The organism is Phyllobacterium sp. 01N428, assembly GCF_056399405.1.
Map to the genome: position 1 here is coordinate 1 of NZ_JBFTRH010000006.1, position 18,672 is coordinate 18,672.

13 protein-coding genes are annotated in these 18,672 nt (G+C 57.3%); 8 read left to right on the top strand and 5 right to left on the bottom strand.

From position 1 onward, the window contains the following. The 3 genes from AC1DNI_RS15170 to AC1DNI_RS15180 all read left to right on the top strand — a co-directional run. Positions 1–753 (top strand): transposase (locus AC1DNI_RS15170; protein ID WP_477692448.1); only part of this gene is annotated, 753 nt, incomplete at its 5' end. 970 nt (positions 754–1,723) lie between these two features. Continuing rightward, positions 1,724–2,248 carry a hypothetical protein gene (locus AC1DNI_RS15175; protein WP_477692449.1) on the top strand — a complete coding sequence of 175 codons (525 nt, stop codon included), beginning with the start codon at positions 1,724–1,726 and terminating at the stop codon, positions 2,246–2,248. A gap of 963 nt (positions 2,249–3,211) precedes the next feature. Next, positions 3,212–4,882 (top strand): SulP family inorganic anion transporter, encoded by a 1,671-nt coding sequence (locus AC1DNI_RS15180; protein WP_477692450.1) that lies wholly within the window; start codon positions 3,212–3,214, stop codon positions 4,880–4,882. Here the strand turns inward: AC1DNI_RS15180 and AC1DNI_RS15185 are convergent. After that, positions 4,845–5,300 (bottom strand): hypothetical protein, encoded by a 456-nt coding sequence (locus AC1DNI_RS15185; protein WP_477692451.1) that lies wholly within the window; start codon positions 5,298–5,300, stop codon positions 4,845–4,847. The two genes, AC1DNI_RS15180 and AC1DNI_RS15185, sit on opposite strands and share 38 nt — an antisense overlap. 381 nt (positions 5,301–5,681) lie before the next feature. Between AC1DNI_RS15185 and AC1DNI_RS15190 the strand changes: the two genes are divergently transcribed. From AC1DNI_RS15190 to AC1DNI_RS15205, 4 genes are all read left to right on the top strand, one after another. Next, the gene (locus tag AC1DNI_RS15190; protein WP_477692452.1) at positions 5,682–6,776 is read left to right on the top strand and encodes a porin; all 1,095 of its coding nucleotides are present in this window, start codon (positions 5,682–5,684) and stop codon (positions 6,774–6,776) included. A gap of 99 nt (positions 6,777–6,875) precedes the next feature. Beyond that, entirely contained in the window at positions 6,876–7,298 is a 423-nt protein-coding gene (locus tag AC1DNI_RS15195; RefSeq protein ID WP_091920080.1) for a hypothetical protein, read from the top strand. A 3-nt stretch (positions 7,299–7,301) separates the two neighbouring features. After that, entirely contained in the window at positions 7,302–8,534 is a 1,233-nt protein-coding gene (locus AC1DNI_RS15200) for an HlyD family secretion protein (protein ID WP_477692453.1), read from the top strand. Between the two features lie 373 nt (positions 8,535–8,907). Beyond that, entirely contained in the window at positions 8,908–9,588 is a 681-nt protein-coding gene (locus AC1DNI_RS15205; protein ID WP_477692454.1) for a MarC family protein, read from the top strand. Positions 9,589–9,606: 18 nt separating this feature from the next. On the opposite strand, the gene aspT (AC1DNI_RS15210) is transcribed toward AC1DNI_RS15205, so the two are convergent. The 3 genes from aspT (AC1DNI_RS15210) to aspT (AC1DNI_RS15220) form a co-directional block, all read right to left on the bottom strand. Then, positions 9,607–11,295, bottom strand: a complete 1,689-nt coding sequence (gene aspT, locus AC1DNI_RS15210; RefSeq protein ID WP_091920066.1) for an aspartate-alanine antiporter — start codon at positions 11,293–11,295, stop codon at positions 9,607–9,609. 50 nt (positions 11,296–11,345) lie between these two features. After that, positions 11,346–14,057, bottom strand: a complete 2,712-nt coding sequence (locus AC1DNI_RS15215) for a decarboxylase (protein WP_477692455.1) — start codon at positions 14,055–14,057, stop codon at positions 11,346–11,348. A gap of 114 nt (positions 14,058–14,171) precedes the next feature. Then, a complete protein-coding gene (gene aspT / locus AC1DNI_RS15220) occupies positions 14,172–15,863 on the bottom strand; it encodes an aspartate-alanine antiporter (protein WP_477692456.1) in 1,692 nt (563 codons plus the stop codon). A 375-nt stretch (positions 15,864–16,238) separates the two neighbouring features. On the opposite strand from aspT (AC1DNI_RS15220), the gene AC1DNI_RS15225 reads away from it, so the two are divergent. Continuing rightward, positions 16,239–17,852: a bifunctional aspartate transaminase/aspartate 4-decarboxylase gene (locus AC1DNI_RS15225; RefSeq protein ID WP_477692457.1), complete on the top strand. Its 1,614-nt coding sequence runs from the start codon at positions 16,239–16,241 to the stop codon at positions 17,850–17,852. Between the two features lie 108 nt (positions 17,853–17,960). Here the strand turns inward: AC1DNI_RS15225 and AC1DNI_RS15230 are convergent, their stop codons facing one another. Continuing rightward, the gene (locus AC1DNI_RS15230) at positions 17,961–18,452 is read right to left on the bottom strand and encodes a hypothetical protein (protein WP_477692458.1); all 492 of its coding nucleotides are present in this window, start codon (positions 18,450–18,452) and stop codon (positions 17,961–17,963) included. Between the last annotated feature and the right edge of the window lie 220 nt (positions 18,453–18,672).

Sequence of the window (18,672 nt, forward strand, 5' to 3'; positions counted from 1 at the left end):
CTTCTCATCGAGGAATGCCAGCGATGCGGACTGGCCGTCCATCGCTGCGACACCCGCAAGCTCAAGGCCTTCATCCGTTCGAAAGGACGGATCGGCAAGAGCGATGCGATCGATGCGCGTGAACTGTCGGCCTATGGTCTGGAGCGCTGGGCGAGCCTGGTCTTGTGGTGTGCACCCGATTGCAGGGAGGTGCACCTCAAGGCACTCGTGCGAAGGCGCAGCGATCTGATGGCGATGCGGGTTGCCGAGCGCAACCGGTCGAAGGCACCCGGTGCCCGCCGGCTCGCTGCAACCTTCAAGGCGACACTCGCCGTCATCGACAGGCAGATCGCCCAGATCGACCGTGACATCGCGGTTCTGACCGGGACCGGCCCTCTCAAACGCCGCACCGGGATCGCCACCGCCATGACCGGCATCGGCAAGACGACGGCCGCAGCCCTCATTGCCACCTTGCCCGAGCTCGGCCGGATGGATCGGCGCCATGCCGCCTCGCTTGCCGGCCTCGCGCCTCATCCGAACGAGAGCGGCAAGACAATCGGCTATCGCAGGAACCGCGGCGGGCGGCCCGAGGTTCGAACGATCCTCTTCATGCCCGCCATGCAGGCCGCACGCGGCAAAGGCGAGTTCGCCGCCTTCTACAAACGTCTCGTCGCCAGTGGCAAAAAGCCGATCGTCGCTCTCGCTGCCGTCATGCGAAAGATCGTTGTCGTGCTCAATGCGAGACTGAGAGACGACCTCGTTCAACAGAGTTGATGACGATGGGTCGTGCGGCAACGACCATTGCCCAAAGAGGACTCCGCGCCCCTATGCGTCGGTCACAATCGGTATTGGCTATTATGGGCCACAAAGGCTTCCGATGCGGTGGCGGTGACGGCTACGCTGGGACTCGCGATGAAGCACGAGCCGGCATTAAACTACCCGCCATAGGCGGAGGCCTCGATGTTCTGGCTCACCGAAGGTCGCTCGGCATCTAAAGGTTATACGCCTTCACCAAACTGTTTAAACGCGGTCAATGAATAAAAGGCAAATCAGCCTCACACTCGCCTCGGCTTCGCCGCCGCGGGAAAAATATATGCACGAGGATTGGGATATCAAGCCTGCCATATTTGGAATTATATTTGTCGTTGGGATGCTAGGGCTGCTTTACGAAAGCGGGTGGTTCTTGGGTTGAGGGCGCTTATTGCGTCAGATCGCGTCGCTTCCCGCGACTGCTAACAAGTCGATCGTTGAGTTCAACCCGAGGCAGGATTGCGAGTTCAGTTAGGATTCACACCGCTTCACTTGGGCTTTTATGCATACATTTGGGACGCACGTTACATTGTCGCGAACCTCGGAGTGGAGTATGTTGTATTGTAGAATCGTGCCATCAACTGTCCGATTGACTACCCCCAAACCCGTCGTTGCTTGAACACAGCGACGGGTTATTTACACTTCCTTTTGAACTAACTGCACAGCATGCCGAGCGTTTGATGCTTGTCAGTGGGCAATTGAAGAGGAAGTGATTGAACTGGTCGGCCAGAAGGTTGATAAAAGGTGGCATAGGACAAAGTTGCGAACATAGGGCTGGCCGACATCTGGCCTAACGCTCCGCGAATAGCGATTGAAATGCGAGTGCTCCGAATGACAAGAAACGCGAACTCTAAAATTCGCTTCTAGACTGCACCGTGACTACCTACAATTCTCGACAATCAACTGGAGCCCAGTCTGCACAAGGGGAATATTCATGCGAAACTTCCTGACACTGATAGCGGCCACGTCAATAACACTTTCGTCTGTGATGGCTTACGCACAAAACCAGAACCCGCTTCCCAAGGCCAGCGACGTGCTTGTTCGATACGGGGACGACATCGAGGGCTGGACTGTCTACACAAATCAAACCCGCGGAGATTGTTTGATCGTGCGCTCGGATGGCCCAAGTTCGGTGCAAATGGGCGTTACGGCGAATCAAGAGGTCGGGTATCTCGGTGTATTCACCAAGGTCGATATCGGTCTCAAGAACGGCAATATGTCGGACATCTTCGTTTCTATCGACGGTCAGCTTTACAAAGGCGTGGCCACCACCACGAGCGGCGACCTTAAGGACGGCTATTCTGGTGGCTATATCTTGACTGATGACCCGAAGTTTAAGCGCGCCGTCGCGAAGAGATATAAAATGACTGTATTTCCGGAAACAAAGGGAGCCTTTGTTGTTGATCTGAAGGGGACCTACAAGGCAATGGCAGCAGCCCGCAAGTGCCTCAAGCATTGACTTGCCCCCTCTGGCTGCTCTCAACTGTAGCCCTTAGGCTTTATTGGCGTTATTTCACCCAAGCGCCACGTTATTGTTAGTTGCAATACGAGAATAGTGGGACCCGCCGGTGGCGGGCCACCTTGTCGTTCGTCGTAAAGAGATAGGCGCCCCCTATCAGTATTTGATGGCGCGACCCGTTTGACGGGCGTCCTGCTTTGTCGATCGCTTATCCTGCCGGCACGCCGCATTGCTTTTCTGATCAGCGGCGCGACAATCCTGCTTCGCTTGTCGTGCATCAGGACGCGCTTGCTGGCGGGTGTCGCGTGCCTGTTGGCGTTGTTGCGATTGGTCGGTCGCCCACGAAATTCCCGGTAATGCCACGAGGGATACCGATACTATCGAAGCGGCGAATAGGGACTGCAATTTAAACATTTTAGTATCCTCCCACGAATGGGTTGTCAGAGCGATACTAACGCGTAAGGGTCGCCCGACCAAAGGCAGCTGGATATCCGGTAGTCGTCAGCGATCAACGTTATACGCTCGGATAAGGGTTTAGTTTTCCGAAAAGGGCTCGCTGCCGCGTGGTCTGCAAACAGCAGGCTTATTTTCGGGCAATCACCGAAAAGGCGGAATGCCCTTCCACCAACCATAGTACGCTTTGGCTGCTTGAAATCCAAACGATATCACCCATCGTTGGGGTACGAGCAAAATCCCCAATAAAGTTAACCTCGCCAACAGAGTCCGCTTGCATGGCGCAAGATTTAGATCAAGCTGAACTAGCGCCGGACGCACCCTAACCTTTTCAGGGCAAGGCCAACACCCCGTGTCCGGCGCCACGCCTTCAACTAGCTAAATTCCCGGCGGAAAACTCAAGTGGCCTTCTACCACTCCATGTTTGCTAAAGTAGATTCTAAATCGCTAACAGATCTGATGACCAAAGCAAGGACCTCGTGTGTTGCGGGCAATTAGGAGTATTGTGTAATGACATCCGACCGAACGGAGAAGCCGGCTGATCAGGTACTGCGTCCCGACTTGGTTGCGGGTCTCACAGTGGCGGCGGTCGTTCTGCCCAAAGCTATGGCCTATGCGACCGTCGCTGGCTTGCCAGTCAGCGTAGGGCTATACACGGCCTTTGTCCCGATGATCGTTTATGCACTTCTGGGCACCTCACGGGTTCTGAGCACGAGCTCAACGACCACCTTGGCAATACTCACCGCCACTGAGCTGGGCATGGCCGTGCCTGACGGAGATCCCGGGAAGCTAATCATAGCGACAGCGACGCTCACAGCCCTAACCGGCGCCCTGCTGGTTCTGGCTTCCTTCCTTCGTCTTGGGTTTGTTGCAACCCTGATTTCAGCGCCTGTGCTGACCGGGTTCAAGGCGGGCATTGGGCTCGTCATTGTCCTCGATCAAGTGCCGAAGCTTTTTGGCGTTCACATATTGAAAGAAGGCTTTTTTCGCGACGCGTTTAGCCTTGTCCAGCATCTTCACGAAAGCTCCCTCATCACGCTGGCACTGGGAGTGGCCGCCTTGATCCTGCTCCTGGTTACGGAGCGCGTCTGGCCGCACTCTCCAGCACCGCTGGCGGTGGTCGGCGCCGGTATCGCCGCGTCCTGGTTAGGCGATTTGAGTGGAGCTGGCGTGGCAACGGTCGGTCTCATCCCCCAATCGTTGCCTTCGATAACGTTGCCAGCCCTCGGCCTCGCAATAACGCTGCTCCCGGGGGCAATTGGCATAGCGCTTATGAGTTTTACCGAGACGATTGCCGCCGGCCGCGCCTTTGCTGTCCCGTCCGACCCGCCAATCAGGGCAAATCGGGAACTTATCGCTATTGGCGCAGCGAACTTGTCTGGCGCCTTTTTTGGTGCCATGCCTGCTGGTGGCGGGACATCGCAGACGGCCGTGGTGCGCGCCGTTGGGGGGCGGACGCAGAAGGCATCGCTCGTCACGGCTGGTGTCTCGGCGGCAACCATGCTGGCTCTGGCCCCGTTGTTGGGACTTCTGCCACAGGCCGTGCTCGCGGCTATCGTAATTGTCTATTCAATCGGTCTGATCCAGCCGCTCGAATTCGCATCGATCCGCAAGGTCCGCACGATGGAGTTCCGATGGGCGGTCGCGGCTTTCCTCGGTGTGCTCGCATTTGGTACCCTTCAGGGGATAATAGTTGCGATCGTGCTGTCGCTGCTCGGACTGTCAAGTCAGTCGACGCGTCCACGTGTCCATGTGATCGGTCGCAAACGAGGGTCTGATCTGCTACGCCCAATATCGCCGGAGCATCCGGACGACGAAACCTTTGATGGACTCCTGATCGTGCGTCCGGAAGGAAGGTTATTCTTTGCTAATGCCCAGCATGTCGGCGATCGCGTCCGGGAACTCGTTACTCAGAACAAGCCCAGCGTACTCATGCTTGACCTCAGCCGGGTCTTCGATATTGAATATTCCGCACTTCAAATGATGATCGACGGCGCACGCCGTTTCGCAAAGGAGGGAACAGCGACGTGGCTCGCGGAGCTTAGCCCGGACGTCCTCGATTATGTGCGGAGGTCGGGCTTTGCCGACCACGTCGGCGAGGATCGTATGTTTTCCAATGCCGAAGCAGGCCTCCGGCGATATCTCAACGAGTCCGCCCCCAGACCGCCGACCGTTGGGTAGAGCCACCATGCGTTTCAACGTCTGGGCGCCTTGCTCCAGGGTCCGATGAAAGGTGTGTTCCCTGCGCCGCCTGCGCAGTGATGCAATGGGCCAGCGGGGCGACCCACTCCGTATTCTCTGACTCGAAGCGGTAAGACGCAGCCGACAGGAATAGTCTATCTTGCGCGGGCCAATGATTGCAGAGCTGTTCAACAGCTTGCAAAGCAGTAGAGATCGTTCGAGATTTTCTTTTGACGACTGTCGCTGCAATCGCAACGTCGTCAAAATGAAATGCGGATTTGATCGTGTTGAGGAAAATTTCCGTGTTCTTGATATCTAGATAGATCGTCTTGGATTTCTCAAAGCCATTCTCACCGTCGATCTTCAACGTGCAGGTGTCGTCGTCGTACCGCAGCTTCTTCAACTGGCGCATGTGCATTACGATCTCTCCTCCACCACTTTTTGCCGCTGGACTTGGATGGGAACGTCACAACGTAGACAACCCGGGCGAAGAGGGTTATCTCGATTGTTTCACGCAACACCAAACAATTTTGTAGGCTCCGCAGGCCACTTGAATCAAGTTCTTCCCCGGCCCGGCTTCTGTCAAGAATTACATATCAACAACGCCAGCGCTCGTCCTAAGTCCAATCGGTCAGTTACCGCCGTCCCTCGTCTCCTGGCTCAGAAGTGGCATGGGTGTGGTGATTTGGCAACACTTTGCATTTTTTGATCAACGTTATGATCCTCGATACCTGAAAGGGATAAACTGCAGCGATTGCTGAAGCAGAAATGCTCGGCCGGGCAATCTGGAGGGGATTGGATGGCTATTCGAACGCTTTTTCTGATGTCGGGTGCAGTCCTCATGACCACGTCGGCCTATGCGGCGGATGCAGTCGTCGTTGCGGAGCCCGAGCCTGTTGAATATGTCCGGGTATGCGATGCCTATGGGGCGGGCTTCTTTTATATCCCGGGAACCGAAACATGCCTAAAGGTCAACGGTTACCTGCGCTTCGAGTTTTCCGGCGGGGACAACGTGTTTACCGGTGGCCCCGTTGGTGCAGGCGGAAATGATACCTGGCGTGTCCGCACCCGCGCCGAAATTCGTTTTGACGCGCGTTCCGAAACAGAACTTGGCACGCTGCGGTCGTTTATTGACACCCGTTTCCAGAATACAAACAGCGACGACGCCGGAGGCACGCTGCATCAGGGGTTTATCGAGCTGGGCGGGTTCCAGATGGGCGTCAACGATGTCCTCTTCGGCTCCTGGCTCGGCTATGCTGGAACGATTATTCAGGACGACGTGATCCAGTATGGATCCGACAGCATTTCCAGCAATCAGATCAGCTACACCTTCAAGGGTGGCAATGGATTTTCCGCAGTTGTCGCCGCGGAACAGGGCATGGTATTCAACGGCTATGACTACGTCATCGATGATTACATGCCGCATGTCCTTGCCGGCGTGAAATATCAACAGGGTTGGGGCCAGATTGGTGCTGTCGTCGGTTATGATTCCGTGCAGGATGCCGTCGGCGTCAAGGCGCGGCTCGACGTGAGCCTGACGGATGCAATATCGGCCTGGATCATGGCGGGCTATCAATCCAACTATGATTCTGATTCGTTCATCACCAATCAGAACAAAAATTGGTACGGCTTGTGGGAAGGCGACTGGGCCGGCTGGGGTGGCTTTGCCATCAAGGTTACCGACAAAGCGACGATCAACGGCCAGGCGGCCTATGAGGAGCAGGGCACGTGGGCTCTCGCCCTCAACGTCAACTACGAGCTTGTGCCGGGCTTCTTCATCAGACCGGAAATCGACTACACCAAGTTCGGCGGCGACCGAAAGGAAGTGGCAGAGAGCGACTTTGGCGAGGATGACGCACTTGGCGGCATCATTCGCTTCCAGCGCAACTTCTAGATCCTTCAAGACTGTTACCGTAATTTTTTTTGCTGGAGCCAAGGCCTAGGTTTAGAGTTGTGGGTTGGGCAAGAATGTTTGTTTTGAGGAGAAGGCTGAATGGGGGAGCCGAAGATGAATCCGGCGGTGGTGGATCACCTGCCGGCATTTATTACACTGCCGGGACAGAGCGACTGGCTTTTTAACGCCGTCGTGGTCTTCCTTCTCATCGTGGTTCTTGCCGTAGGCAATCTCTATTTCCAGTTGCACGCCGTGCCGGAGCGCATGGCGCACCGCACCAACAAGGTGCAGATTGAAATCGTTGCCGTATTGGCGCTGATCTCGCTGTTTACCCATAATCACATCTACTGGATTCTTGGGCTGCTGCTCGCAATGATCGAGTTTCCCGATTTCTCGACCCCGATGGGATCAATTGCCCAGTCGCTCGAGCGGATCGCCGGAAAGGAGCCAGAGGCGACTGGCGGAGACGTGGCAGCGACAGGGGTGGGTGAGAGAACGCCCGGCTCCAGTGAAGGAATCTGAGCCATGTTCGAGTTGATGCTTTGCTCCATGCTCACCATCTTCCCCGATTATCTCTTCCGTCGCTATGTCCAGGGCAAACGTCTCGGCCGGGAAATCACGCTCTATACGGTGTGGTACGAGTTGCGCTGGGGCATCACCACGTGCCTGCTCTTGACCGTCACGCTCATAACCATGATTTTCTACTTTCATCCGACGACGCAAAACGTCACCGCCATCTTCCGCACAATCACGATCCTGCCTGAGACCAATGGGCGCGTCGCCGAAATCTATGTCGTCAACAACCAGAAAGTGGAAGCCGGCGCACCGCTGTTCCGCCTCGACAGCTCCGAACAGGAGGCCGCAAAGCAGACGGCACAGCGCCGCATCGCCGAGGTGGACGCGGCGATTAGCGTGGCAGAGACCGAACTTGTTGCTTCCGATGGTTTGATCCAGCAGGCGCAGGGCGCCTATCAGCAGGCGCTCGACGAACTATCGACAAAACAGGAAATCATGCGTCGCAACCAGAACGTCGTTGCACCGCGCGAGATCGAGCGGCTGCAGGTCGCCGCCACAGGGCGGAAGGGCGCGGTTGACGCCGCCATTGCCAATAAACAAACGCTGCAGACGCAAATCTCGGCGCTGTTGCCCGCGCAACGGGCGAGCGCCGAAGCCGCGCTGGCTCAAGCGCAGGTCGAACTTGACAAGATGGTCGTTCACGCCGGCGTTTCGGGGACCATTCAGCAATTCGGGCTGCGCAAGGGCGATTTCATCAACTCGCTGATACGCCCTGCCGGGATCCTCGTTCCGAGTGAAGCGGGCCGCGTATCTCTCGTCGCCGGCTTCAACCAGATCGAAGCGCAGGTGATGAAGCCAGGCATGATCGCCGAAGCAACCTGCATCGGCAAACCATTCATCATCATACCAATGGTTGTCACGCAGGTGCAGGACGTTATTGCCGCCGGTCAGCTACGACCGACGGATCAGCTTATCGACGTGCAGCAAATCAGCAGGCCCGGAACTTTGACCGTCTATCTGGAACCGATATTTTCCGGAGGCCTCGACGGGGTTCCGCCGGGCAGCAGCTGTATTGCTAATGCCTATACCAGCAATCACGCAGCGCTCGAATCCCAGGATCTCGGCACGCTGCAGCGGATCTTCCTCCATGGTGTGGATGCCGTCGGTCTCGTCCATGCGGGTATTCTGCGCATGCAGGCCTTGGTGCTGCCGGTTCAAGTCCTGGTGTTTAGCGGCCATTGATGTTTCCGCCTTATTTAAGGGCGTCTTGCTGGTCCTCAATTACTCGGATCAATTATTGGGGTCTTCGACTTTGGCCACGGCGTAGGCTCAAGAATCAGAGCCTTGTAGGCATAAGCGTGTTCGTCAAAACTTGAAACAAGGTGAGATATCGTTCAACTGGCGTTCGTTTAATTGATCCAGGGGCCCTTCACAATGATAGCGTAGCAACCTCTCCGGGATAGATGTATGGTCTATCCTCGACGAGAAGGGCCCGCTCGTTCAACTGCGCATGGTTTGAAAGGCAAGAGATGACGCAAGCCGCCGGCTGGTTGTTCGCCTCGGAGACCTTCCTGGGGCTCAGCGTTGCGAGTCTGGTTTATAGGCTCGCGCGTCAATGAGCGCCGCCTTCAGTACGTTTGCGCTGGTGCTGGCCTCGATTTTTCCCGTGGTCAACCCGCCCGGTTCGGCGCTCGTGTTTCTCGGTCTGACGACCGGCGCGACGCCCGAGCTTCGCGCCATCCTTGCAAGACGCATTGCGCTGAATTCCTTCGTCCTACTCGTGTGCTCATTCTTGCTGGGCGCGCTGATCCTGCAGTTTTATGGCATTTCAATCCCCATCCTTCGCATCGCCGGTGGATTCATCGTCGCGGTGGCCGGCTGGAAACTTCTCAATGAAGGAAGCAGAAAGGAACTCGAAACCCCGACAGGGGGCGTCTCGAACAAGAAACTGCTCGAACAGGCCTTCTATCCCCTAACTCTGCCGCTGACGACAGGGCCGGGGTCGATGGCTGTCGTGATCAGCATCGGACTTTCGGAGGCAACGATTGCGAGGCCCGCGGACCGGATAATATTCGTGGTGGCGAGCGTCGCCGCCATCGCCGTTCTGGCGCTGACGATCATGCTTTGTTTCACCTATGCGGATCGAATTCAGCGATTTCTCGGGCCTGGAGGTACCGATATCGCCGTTCGCCTTTCCGCGTTCATTCTGTTTTGCCTTGGCCTGCAGATACTCTGGTCGGGAGGAAATGAATTGTTGAGATCCGTACTCATCGCAAGTCCCGCCCCACTGCTATGAACCGGCTTCATCTGCCTATCAGGCAATGACGCCGACGATGACGGTCCCCCAGGTGGTGAGGAGAATGTGGCCGATGGGGACTGCGGGCGTATAGCCGAGGACGGCAACCGGACTCCCCGAGCGGTCCTGCACAGCTGCCATGCCGGCCGTCATTGTCTGGGCGCCGGCGAGCCCGCCGAGGAGCAGTATCGGATTCATGCGGAGCAGGTAACGTCCGACATAGAGTCCAATGATCATCGGCGCAAGCGTGACGACCATCCCGCCAAATAGAAGTCCGACGCCCGCCTCAGCTATGGCGGAGACAAAGACAGGCCCGGCGTGAAGGCCGGTCATTGCGACGAAGGCGGCCAGGCCAAGTGCAGTCATAAGCGAGACGGCACCGTCCGGTATGCGGCCGAATAGTGGAAACTGCGTGCGCAAATGGCCGACGATCAGTCCCGCCAGCAAGGTTCCGACGCTTGTGCTCAAGGATATTCGCATATCCCCGATTGGAATAGTGACGAGCACGCCGACCAGCCCCCCAAGGAAGATGGCAAGGCCAAGTACAAAGAAGTCGGTTGCCGTTGTCGGCGCAATGATGACGCCCACCCGCTTGGCGGCCCGTGCGACGACGGCCTCGGGCCCCACGAGCCGGAGGATGTCGCCCCGCTGTACCGCGATCCCGGGTGCAAGCGGAAGCTCCTCGGTGCCGCGCGTGATTGCTCGCAGGTAGAGGCTGCGCGCCCAATCCTGTTTTGCGGTGTCGGCAATGCTCCGCCCGTCGACTTCCCGGTTCGTCACAAGCACGTCCGCGACTGAAACCGGGATATCGAGGAGTTCGCGATCCTCGACTTCCTCGGCACGGGGACCGAGTACTTCCACCAGACTCTCTCGTCGGCCAGACACTGCAACAATATCACCGGCGCACATCTTAAACTCCGGTGTCGCCTCGAAAATCTTTTCACCTCGGCGCACGCGCTGGATAAACAATCGGTGCTCGGGAAATTTGACTTCGGCCGCCGCTATGGAAAGGCCATCAACGGGCGCGCCTTTCGCAATCAGGTAGGAGCGGAGTTCGAACCTGTGCCAAGCCGAAGATACGCCCGCCGCCGTCCGTTTGATGCCAAGTTCCTTTTCCAGCTTCAGCGCCTCGGTCGGGAGGTCGATGCCGAGCAATTTCGGTCCAGCGACACTGCAGAACAAAATGACGCCGACAGCGCCGAAGATGTAGCACACCGCATCGGCAACGGCGACGTGCGCCACCAGTCGCGCCCGCTCGGCCTCCAAAAGCGGGAGTGCGTTGATCGCCTCTGTCGCCGTTCCCATGGCTGGGCTCTCGGTGAGCGAACCTGAAACAAGGCCCGCGGCGAAACCTGCATCAAGTTTCAGCGCCTTGGCGATCACGATCGCAGTAAGCAAGCCCGTCACGCAGACGACCACAGCGAGTATAACGGGCTTCAAGCCGTCCCTTTTAAGCGCCTGGAGGAATTGTGGACCGACGGAATAGCCGATGCCGAAGAGGAAGAGAAGAAACAGAAAGGATTTGGCCATGCTGGCGGTCGGCACCTCGGCGAACTGGCCGATCAGAATCCCGGCAAAGAGGGAGCCGGTGACAGGGCCGAGGCCGAAGCCCCTGATCTTCACGCCTCCGATCAGATAGCCGATGCTGATTGCAAGAAACACGGCAAGCTCCGGATATTTTACCAGGAAGTGCTCGAACCAGACCATAACAAAACCCTCCCCCCGAGGACCTTAACGTGCTCGCTGCTCTGCTCTTGCTAGCGCTTGGCCTTTTTCGCTACTGCATCAGGTAGCAACAGCTTGAGGCCTCTGGCCTTTTCGTATCCGTGAATTTCCTTCACATCGAGCTTGCGCATGAAGTCTATTGTTTCCTGGGTGAGGACCTGGCCCGGCACCATAATCGGGAACCCTGGCGGATAGGGTATAACGAAGTTGGCCGAAACCATCTCCGGGCCATCACGCAGCCGGCGGTCGCACTCCGAGCCAAATAGCGGAACGTATTCGCATATCGTCGGATCGTAGGCGCTGAAAAACGCCGTGCGTATGTCGCCCTCGGGCGTTGTCCGGCCCGCGTCGCCACGGAACACCTCATGGAAGTTACTGAAATTCGGCAGATCCGGCACGTCGGTCATCAAGGATTTGACCCGGGCTTTAAAGGCCGTGCGCTCAGGCTCCCCGCCATCCGCGAGGCGCTTGTCGATGGCGTGGCAGATTTCCACCAGGACGCGGACAAGCTGCGCCACATCGCTGCGCGTGTTGTTTATATTGGACTGCAACAGCACGCTGTTGCGCGACGTCTTGTTGAGCTGGATATTATAGGTGCTGGCGAGAAGGCCTTTGAACTGGGTGCCGTCAAAGCCGGCCGTTCCGCACACAAGGGTCATGCGCGTTGGATCAAGATAGAATTCATCCTCGCGCATTGCCTTGACGACGTTAGCCCAGGTGGAACCGGGCGACAGGTAGTCCGTAAATCCTGACGAGCGATAGGATGCAGGCATCATATCGTTCGCTCCAAGGACGCGGAAATATTTCGAGATCAATGGATGCTCGGCTATCGCCCGCCTGATCGTGAGCGCGATCTCGATCGCATTCATGACGAGACCGTACCCCTCAAGCTCCATCTGCCGGCGGGCAATGTCGAGGCTGGCAATCAGCTGCTGGTTCGGGCTCGTCGAGGCATGCGTGAACACTGCCTCGTGGAACTGCGCCTCTACCGTGTGAAAATCGACGTCCTTGACCAGGAGCATCGATCCCTGGCGGATCGCCGACATTGATTTATGGGTGGAGTTGGTCTGGTAGACTCGCAGACGCACCTCGCGCGGATCCGGCAGGAGCCTCGCTGCAAGCAGCGCCTCGTCCGAGGGATCGGCGCCCAGTTCCTCCTTTTGCTTCTCATAGGCCGCTACGGATGCCGGATCACGCAGCCAATCCTCGATGTCGGCGGCCGCGCCCATCGCGGTGCGGGGGCGCAGGAACGGCGAAAATCTGGCAAAACCCGACCAGGCCTCGTCCCAAAGGAAAATAAGGTCCGGTTTGATCGCGAGGCATTCTTCCATGACGCGCCGGACGTTGTACATGTGACCGTCAAACGTGCAGTTGGTCAGGTCGAGGAGTTTCACACGCTCCAGCCGCCCCTCGGCCCTTAGCGCAAGCAGGGCGCGTTTGATGGTATCGAGCGGTACCGCTCCATACATCGAATATTCCGTCATCGGAAACGCTTCGACATAGTATGGTTGGGCCCCGGTGAGCACCATGCCGTAATGGTGCGATTTGTGGCAATTGCGATCGACTAGCGCGATGTCACCGGGAGCAAGCAATGCTTGCACTGCCATTTTATTCGACGTGGAGGTGCCGTTAGTGACGAAGAACACATGGTCGGCGCCAAACGCCCGAGCTGCCATTTCCTGGGAGCGCTTGATATTGCCGGTCGGCTCCAGAAGACTGTCGAGGCCGCCCGTCGTTGCGCTGCTCTCCGCAAGGAAAAGGTTGATGCCATAGAACTCGCCCATGTCGCGAATCCAGTCGGATTGAAACACGGACTTGCCTCGTGCAATCGGCAGAGCATGGAAAGTACCGATTGGTCGACGCGCATAATTCTTCAGATTGTCGAAGAACGGGGTGTCGTAGCGCGCCTGTACACCTTCAAGGATGGCCAAATGCGTTTCAAGCGGCTCCTCGACCGCATAGAAGATGCGCCGCACCGCGTCAGCTGCGGGATCACCGGCAAGTTTTTCGACTTCACGGTCGGAGAGCAGGTACAGGTCAAGCTCAGGGCGGATGCGCTTTAGCGATCGTGCCAGCCGCAACGCCGACTTGTCGGCTGTCTCGGTTTCGCCGAAAGGATCAAGCACCGATCGTAGCACTGGCATATCGTGGCGCGAGCGATAGGGGAAACCTTCAGCGAGTACGACAGCGGCAATGTCCGGGTTGACAATCGCGGCGCACAGAGCGTCCTCGAAGGAGCCGACAAGGACGGGTTCATATATGAATGCGTCCTCTGGGCGGCGGAGCCGCCGTAGTTCCCCAGCCAGCGCCGGCCACCTCGCGGCTGGTTGGCTGGTCAGGAACAAGGCTTCGAAATAGGGGCGACGCACGCCTGGCTCGCCCGACGATGCTGGCATCAAATCAGCCACCTCGCTCGGCGACACTTCATCGTGAATGTCCCATTCGGCCGGACGTCCTCGATAAACACGGGTCAGCAGGCCATTGGAAATACGCCGCGCGAGTTTAGCCGCACCTGCCGCGTCGTTGGTGGCAATGCGCTCGTTCAGGGCGCCCAACAAACGCGCGCCGGGATATGCATGGTATTCTTCCGTCGGCAGTATGCCGGCGACAGCCTCTTCCAGAGCGCCTCTTTCACCGCGCTTTGTAGCCCAGGCGTCGGCCAGGGTCGTGATCTCGCGCCAGTGGTCGGCCCGCGTGGAATGAATGAGCAGGAACTGATCTAGGCGTTTGGGCTCGCGTGACATCGCACCTCTCCCTTGTTTCTATGGTTATGAGTAACCGTCCGATACATTCGCGAAGTTGGACGCTTGCGATACCGAGCGGACAATGGTCTGCTGCCCGCGTGATCCGGCCAGCCGTCAAGTCATCAGCATAACGAGGACCATGCCCCAGACGGTCAGCAGGGTGTTTCCCACCGCATAAGTCACGGTGTAGCCGAGACCGGGAATCTGGCTCTTTGCACGGTCGTTGATCATGCCCAGCGAGGCGGTGGTCGTGCGTGCACCGGAACAGCAGCCCAAGAGGATGGCGGGGTGAAAGCGGAAGACGTATTTCCCAACGTACATGGCCAATACCAGAGGCGCGGTCGTTGCGAAGATGCCCCAGAGAAACAGGCTGAAGCCCAATTGCTGCAATCCGGCCACAAAACCCGGACCCGACGAAATGCCAACAACTGCGATGAAAATATTCAAGCCAACCGAGTTCATGAACCATACGGTTGACGACGGAATGCGCCCGAAAGTCGGATGGACGGATCGCAACCAGCCGAAGACCAATCCCGATATCAGCGCGCCGCCCGAGGTCGACAGTGTCAAAGGTATATCGCCGACTTTATAAACAAATGCACCGACGAGCGCACCGATTGCAATTGCAGCGCCAATAAAGGCCACGTCGGCGACGTCGCTTGGACGGTCGGCGACGCCGAGTGCCTTGGCAGCGGCCGTGGTGTCCTGCGTGCGGCCGACCAGGGTCAATATGTCACCGCGATGGATGGTTGTGTTGGGGAGGATAGGAATTTCGGTGGACGTTGCGCCGCGGACGATCTTGCGCAGAAATACACCCCGAGCTGAGGGCAGCTGCGCGAGTTCAGCCAGGGTTTTGCCATCGGCTTGCTTGCTGGTAACGAGGACATCAACGCCTTCAACTGGCACCGCCAGCAAATCGCGGTCGTCAACTTCTTCTGCAGCAGTGCCAATCAGACTTACCAGCACCTCGCGGCGTCCGGCGACAGCAACGATATCGCCTGCCTGTATGACGGTCTCGGCCGTGGCATCCAGAATTTTGCCGCCCCGTTTTATCCGCTCGACAAAGACCCGCTCCTCCGGAATCTGCCGCTCGGCCTCGTGAGCGGTGAGACCGACAACCCGTCCGCCCTCTTTGACGCGATATGCCCTCAGCTCATAATTGTGCCAGGCCGATCCCGCCCCGCCGACATCCTTCTTGCCCCCATACTCTTCCTCGTAACGCTTGCACTCGGCTTCGAGGTCGATACCCAGAAGCGCCGGGCCCAGCAGCGCTAAAACGATGGCTGAGCCCACGGTGCCGAAAATATAGGTGACGGCATAGGCAACCGGCATTGCATCGAGCAGGCGCTTGGCTTCTTCCGGCGCCAGGCCAAGGCGATTGATTGCGTCTGTCGCCAGACCCATCGAAGCTGAAATGGTCTGCGATCCGGCGTAAAGTCCTGCCGCCGATCCGACATCGTAGCCGGCTATCTTTGCGGCGAGGAGCGGGGCGCCAAGGCAGAACACGCAAACAACGGCGGCAAACAGCGCTTGCGGCAGGCCGTCCTTTGCTATGCCGCGAACGAATTGCGGACCGACGCCATAGCCGACGGCAAAGAGGAACATCAGGAAGACCGTCGCCTTCAATGGCGGCGATATGGTAATACCCAGCTGGCCGATGATGACAGCGGCAATCAGCGTTGCCGTCACCGCACCGAGGCCGAGGCCCTTATAGGTGAATGAACCGAAGTAATAGCCAAACGCCAGAGAAAGAAAGATAGCGATTTCTGGATAGCTGCGGAGCGTGTTTGCGAACCAGTCGAACATGCTGCTGTTCCCATGTCAGAACGCCCCGCTAATGCTCTGCGACTAGCGGACGTTGTTTGCCCTAGGTAACTATTGAAGAGTTTTTTAATGCGAGCGCATGAATCCAAGTGCAGCTATCAGTAAAATATTATAAGTATAGCGTCAATGCCTCATGTAAGACGCCTTATGTCGAAGTCGAGGGACTTTATGCATATGTTTGGAACGGAATGACAAAGTCATTCCGCCTATTGGTCTTTTGTTTTATTTTGAATTGGAAGAAATGTTGGCTCATCCTGCGAGCTACAACGGTGCCGCGACGTTGGCTCACGGTGTCACGTGGGAGCAGGGAGGGACGATCCGGGCTCGGGTACGAATGTCAATTGTGGGAGAAATATCATGAAGACGATCGACTACCGCGACTACGAGAAAATGAGCCCGTTCGAAATCAAGGACGGCCTGATCAAGCTCGCCAAGCGTAAATCTCAGAAGTCGGCGCAGGTTTTGCTCAATGCGGGCCGGGGCAATCCTAACTGGATCGCGACCAAGCCGCGCGAGGGCTTCTTTCTGTTTGGCCAGTTCGCCCTGTCCGAATGCCGCCGCACAATTGACGACCCGAAGGCCGGCGTCGCCGGCATGCCGCAGCAAAAGGATATAGCTGCGCGGCTGAAGGACTGGCTTGGGAAACACGCCGACATGGAGGGGGCGGATTTCCTTTCCAGGATGGTGGAACACGCCGTCACCGCGTTCGGGTTCGATGCCGACGCGTTCGTGTTCGAACTGACGGATTCGATCATCGGCGACAACTATCCTGTTCCCGACCGTATGCTGGTGCACGCCGAACAGGTGGCGCACCGCTACTTGATGTGGGCCATGTGCGGCGACAAGGCTCCTCCCGGCAAGTTCGACCTCTACGCGGTCGAAGGCGGAACCGCCGCCATGTGCTACATCTTCAAGTCGCTGATCGCCAACCGTATCCTTAAGAAGGGTGACACCATCGCCCTCGGTACGCCCATCTTCACGCCCTATATCGAGATTGCCGAACTTGAGGACTACGCATTCAAGGCGGTGCACATAAAGGCGACGCAGGAACATCGTTTCCAATACTCTGACGAGGAAATCAAGAAGCTCGAGGATCCGAAGATCAAGGCCTTCTTCGTCGTCAATCCCGGCAATCCGACGTCCATGGCAATCGATGCCCCGACCATAAAAAAGCTCGTTGACCTCGTGAAAAAGAAGCGGCCCGACCTGTTGCTGCTCACCGACGATGTCTATGGCACCTTCGTTCCAGGTTTCCGTTCGCTTATGGCGGAATTGCCGGAAAATACCATCGGCGTTTACTCGTATTCAAAGTATTTCGGCTGCACGGGATGGCGGCTTGGCGTCATCGCCATTCACGAGAAGAATATTCTTGACGAAATGCTCACCAAGCTTCCTGCGAAGGAACTCGAGGCGCTCGACAATCGCTACATCTCGATCACGCTAGAGCCGCGCAAGCTCAAGATGATTGACCGCATCGTTGCCGATAGCCGCGATGTCGCCTTGAACCACACCGCGGGCCTGTCGCTGCCGCAACAGGTGATGATGACGATGTTCTCGATCAGCGAGTTGATGGACACCGAAAAGCTCTATCAGAAGGCCTGCATGGACATTTGCCGGGCTCGTGTGGAAAGCCTGCTCGAAGGGTTGCCGCTCGATGTTCAGCCCAACCCCAACTTTGCCTACTATTACGGCACCATCGATTTCGAATTCTGGCTGCGCAAATATGTCGGCGAAGACATGGTGAAATGGCTGAAGAAGAACGTCCATCCGCTTGATCTTGTCTATCGTCTGGCTGAAGACCACTCGATCGTGCTCCTGAACGGCGGCGGCTTCGATGCACCCAACTGGAGCGTGCGCGTATCCTTCGCCAACCTGACCGACGACGTCTATGACGATATCGGGCGGGCGGTCCGCGCCGTGGCGCGCGGTTACATTGATACGTTCAACGCATCAACGAAGAAGGGTAAGTAGCTTCCCTGACTTCAAGCATCGGGCGAGGGGGTCCTCATATGGCCGGCCACGACGCGGCTGAAAACCATGTCGTGAGCATAAGAACGATCAGACGCTTCGGGCGTCCGCTTATTTCTGAGCGGCTTGGCACGTACGCAGTGCCTTAAAGGCATCATCCGTGCCGGTAAGATTTACCACCACGGTTTTGCGTCCTTTGGCAGTGATCGTCAGGGCTTTCTTTTTCGCAAGGTCGTAGATGAAATCGAGGTTATCGAAGGGAACAAACGCACCGTCGTAGCCTTGCATCTGCTGTCCCTTGGCGATACCGGTGTATTTCTGCCCGTCCACATCAAATTCGACGTTGAGCGTTTCGCCTGGAGTAATCTTTGTCGGTGTCTTGGTATAAAGCGCCAGATAGCCGCGCGGGGCCGCGGTCGCATTGATGCCGATCTGCGCCTGTGTCTCGCCGTCGGGATTGTCCTTCATGAGAACGCAACCGGGGCCCATGCTATCGTCGACATATATGTCCCAACCTGCCGCCGAACCATATTTTGTCACCGCCGCTTCACATGGAACGGCGAGGAATGCAACTGCTAGGGCAGTCCAAGCGAATAAATGCATGATCTCCTCCTTTGATGGTTGGAATGAAAACAACGCGATACGAGGTCTGCTATGTTGGGAATGCGGCTTCCGACCTGCTTTCTTACATGCACCCCTTGTTGAGGAAGACTTTTCCACGCTTTCCAATGCGCTTCCCGAATATTCCTTGGAATCGAGATCTCCGCTAGCACATCGGGAAGGCCTGGCTTGAATTGGGGTGGTCGATATATTCCTCTAGGAG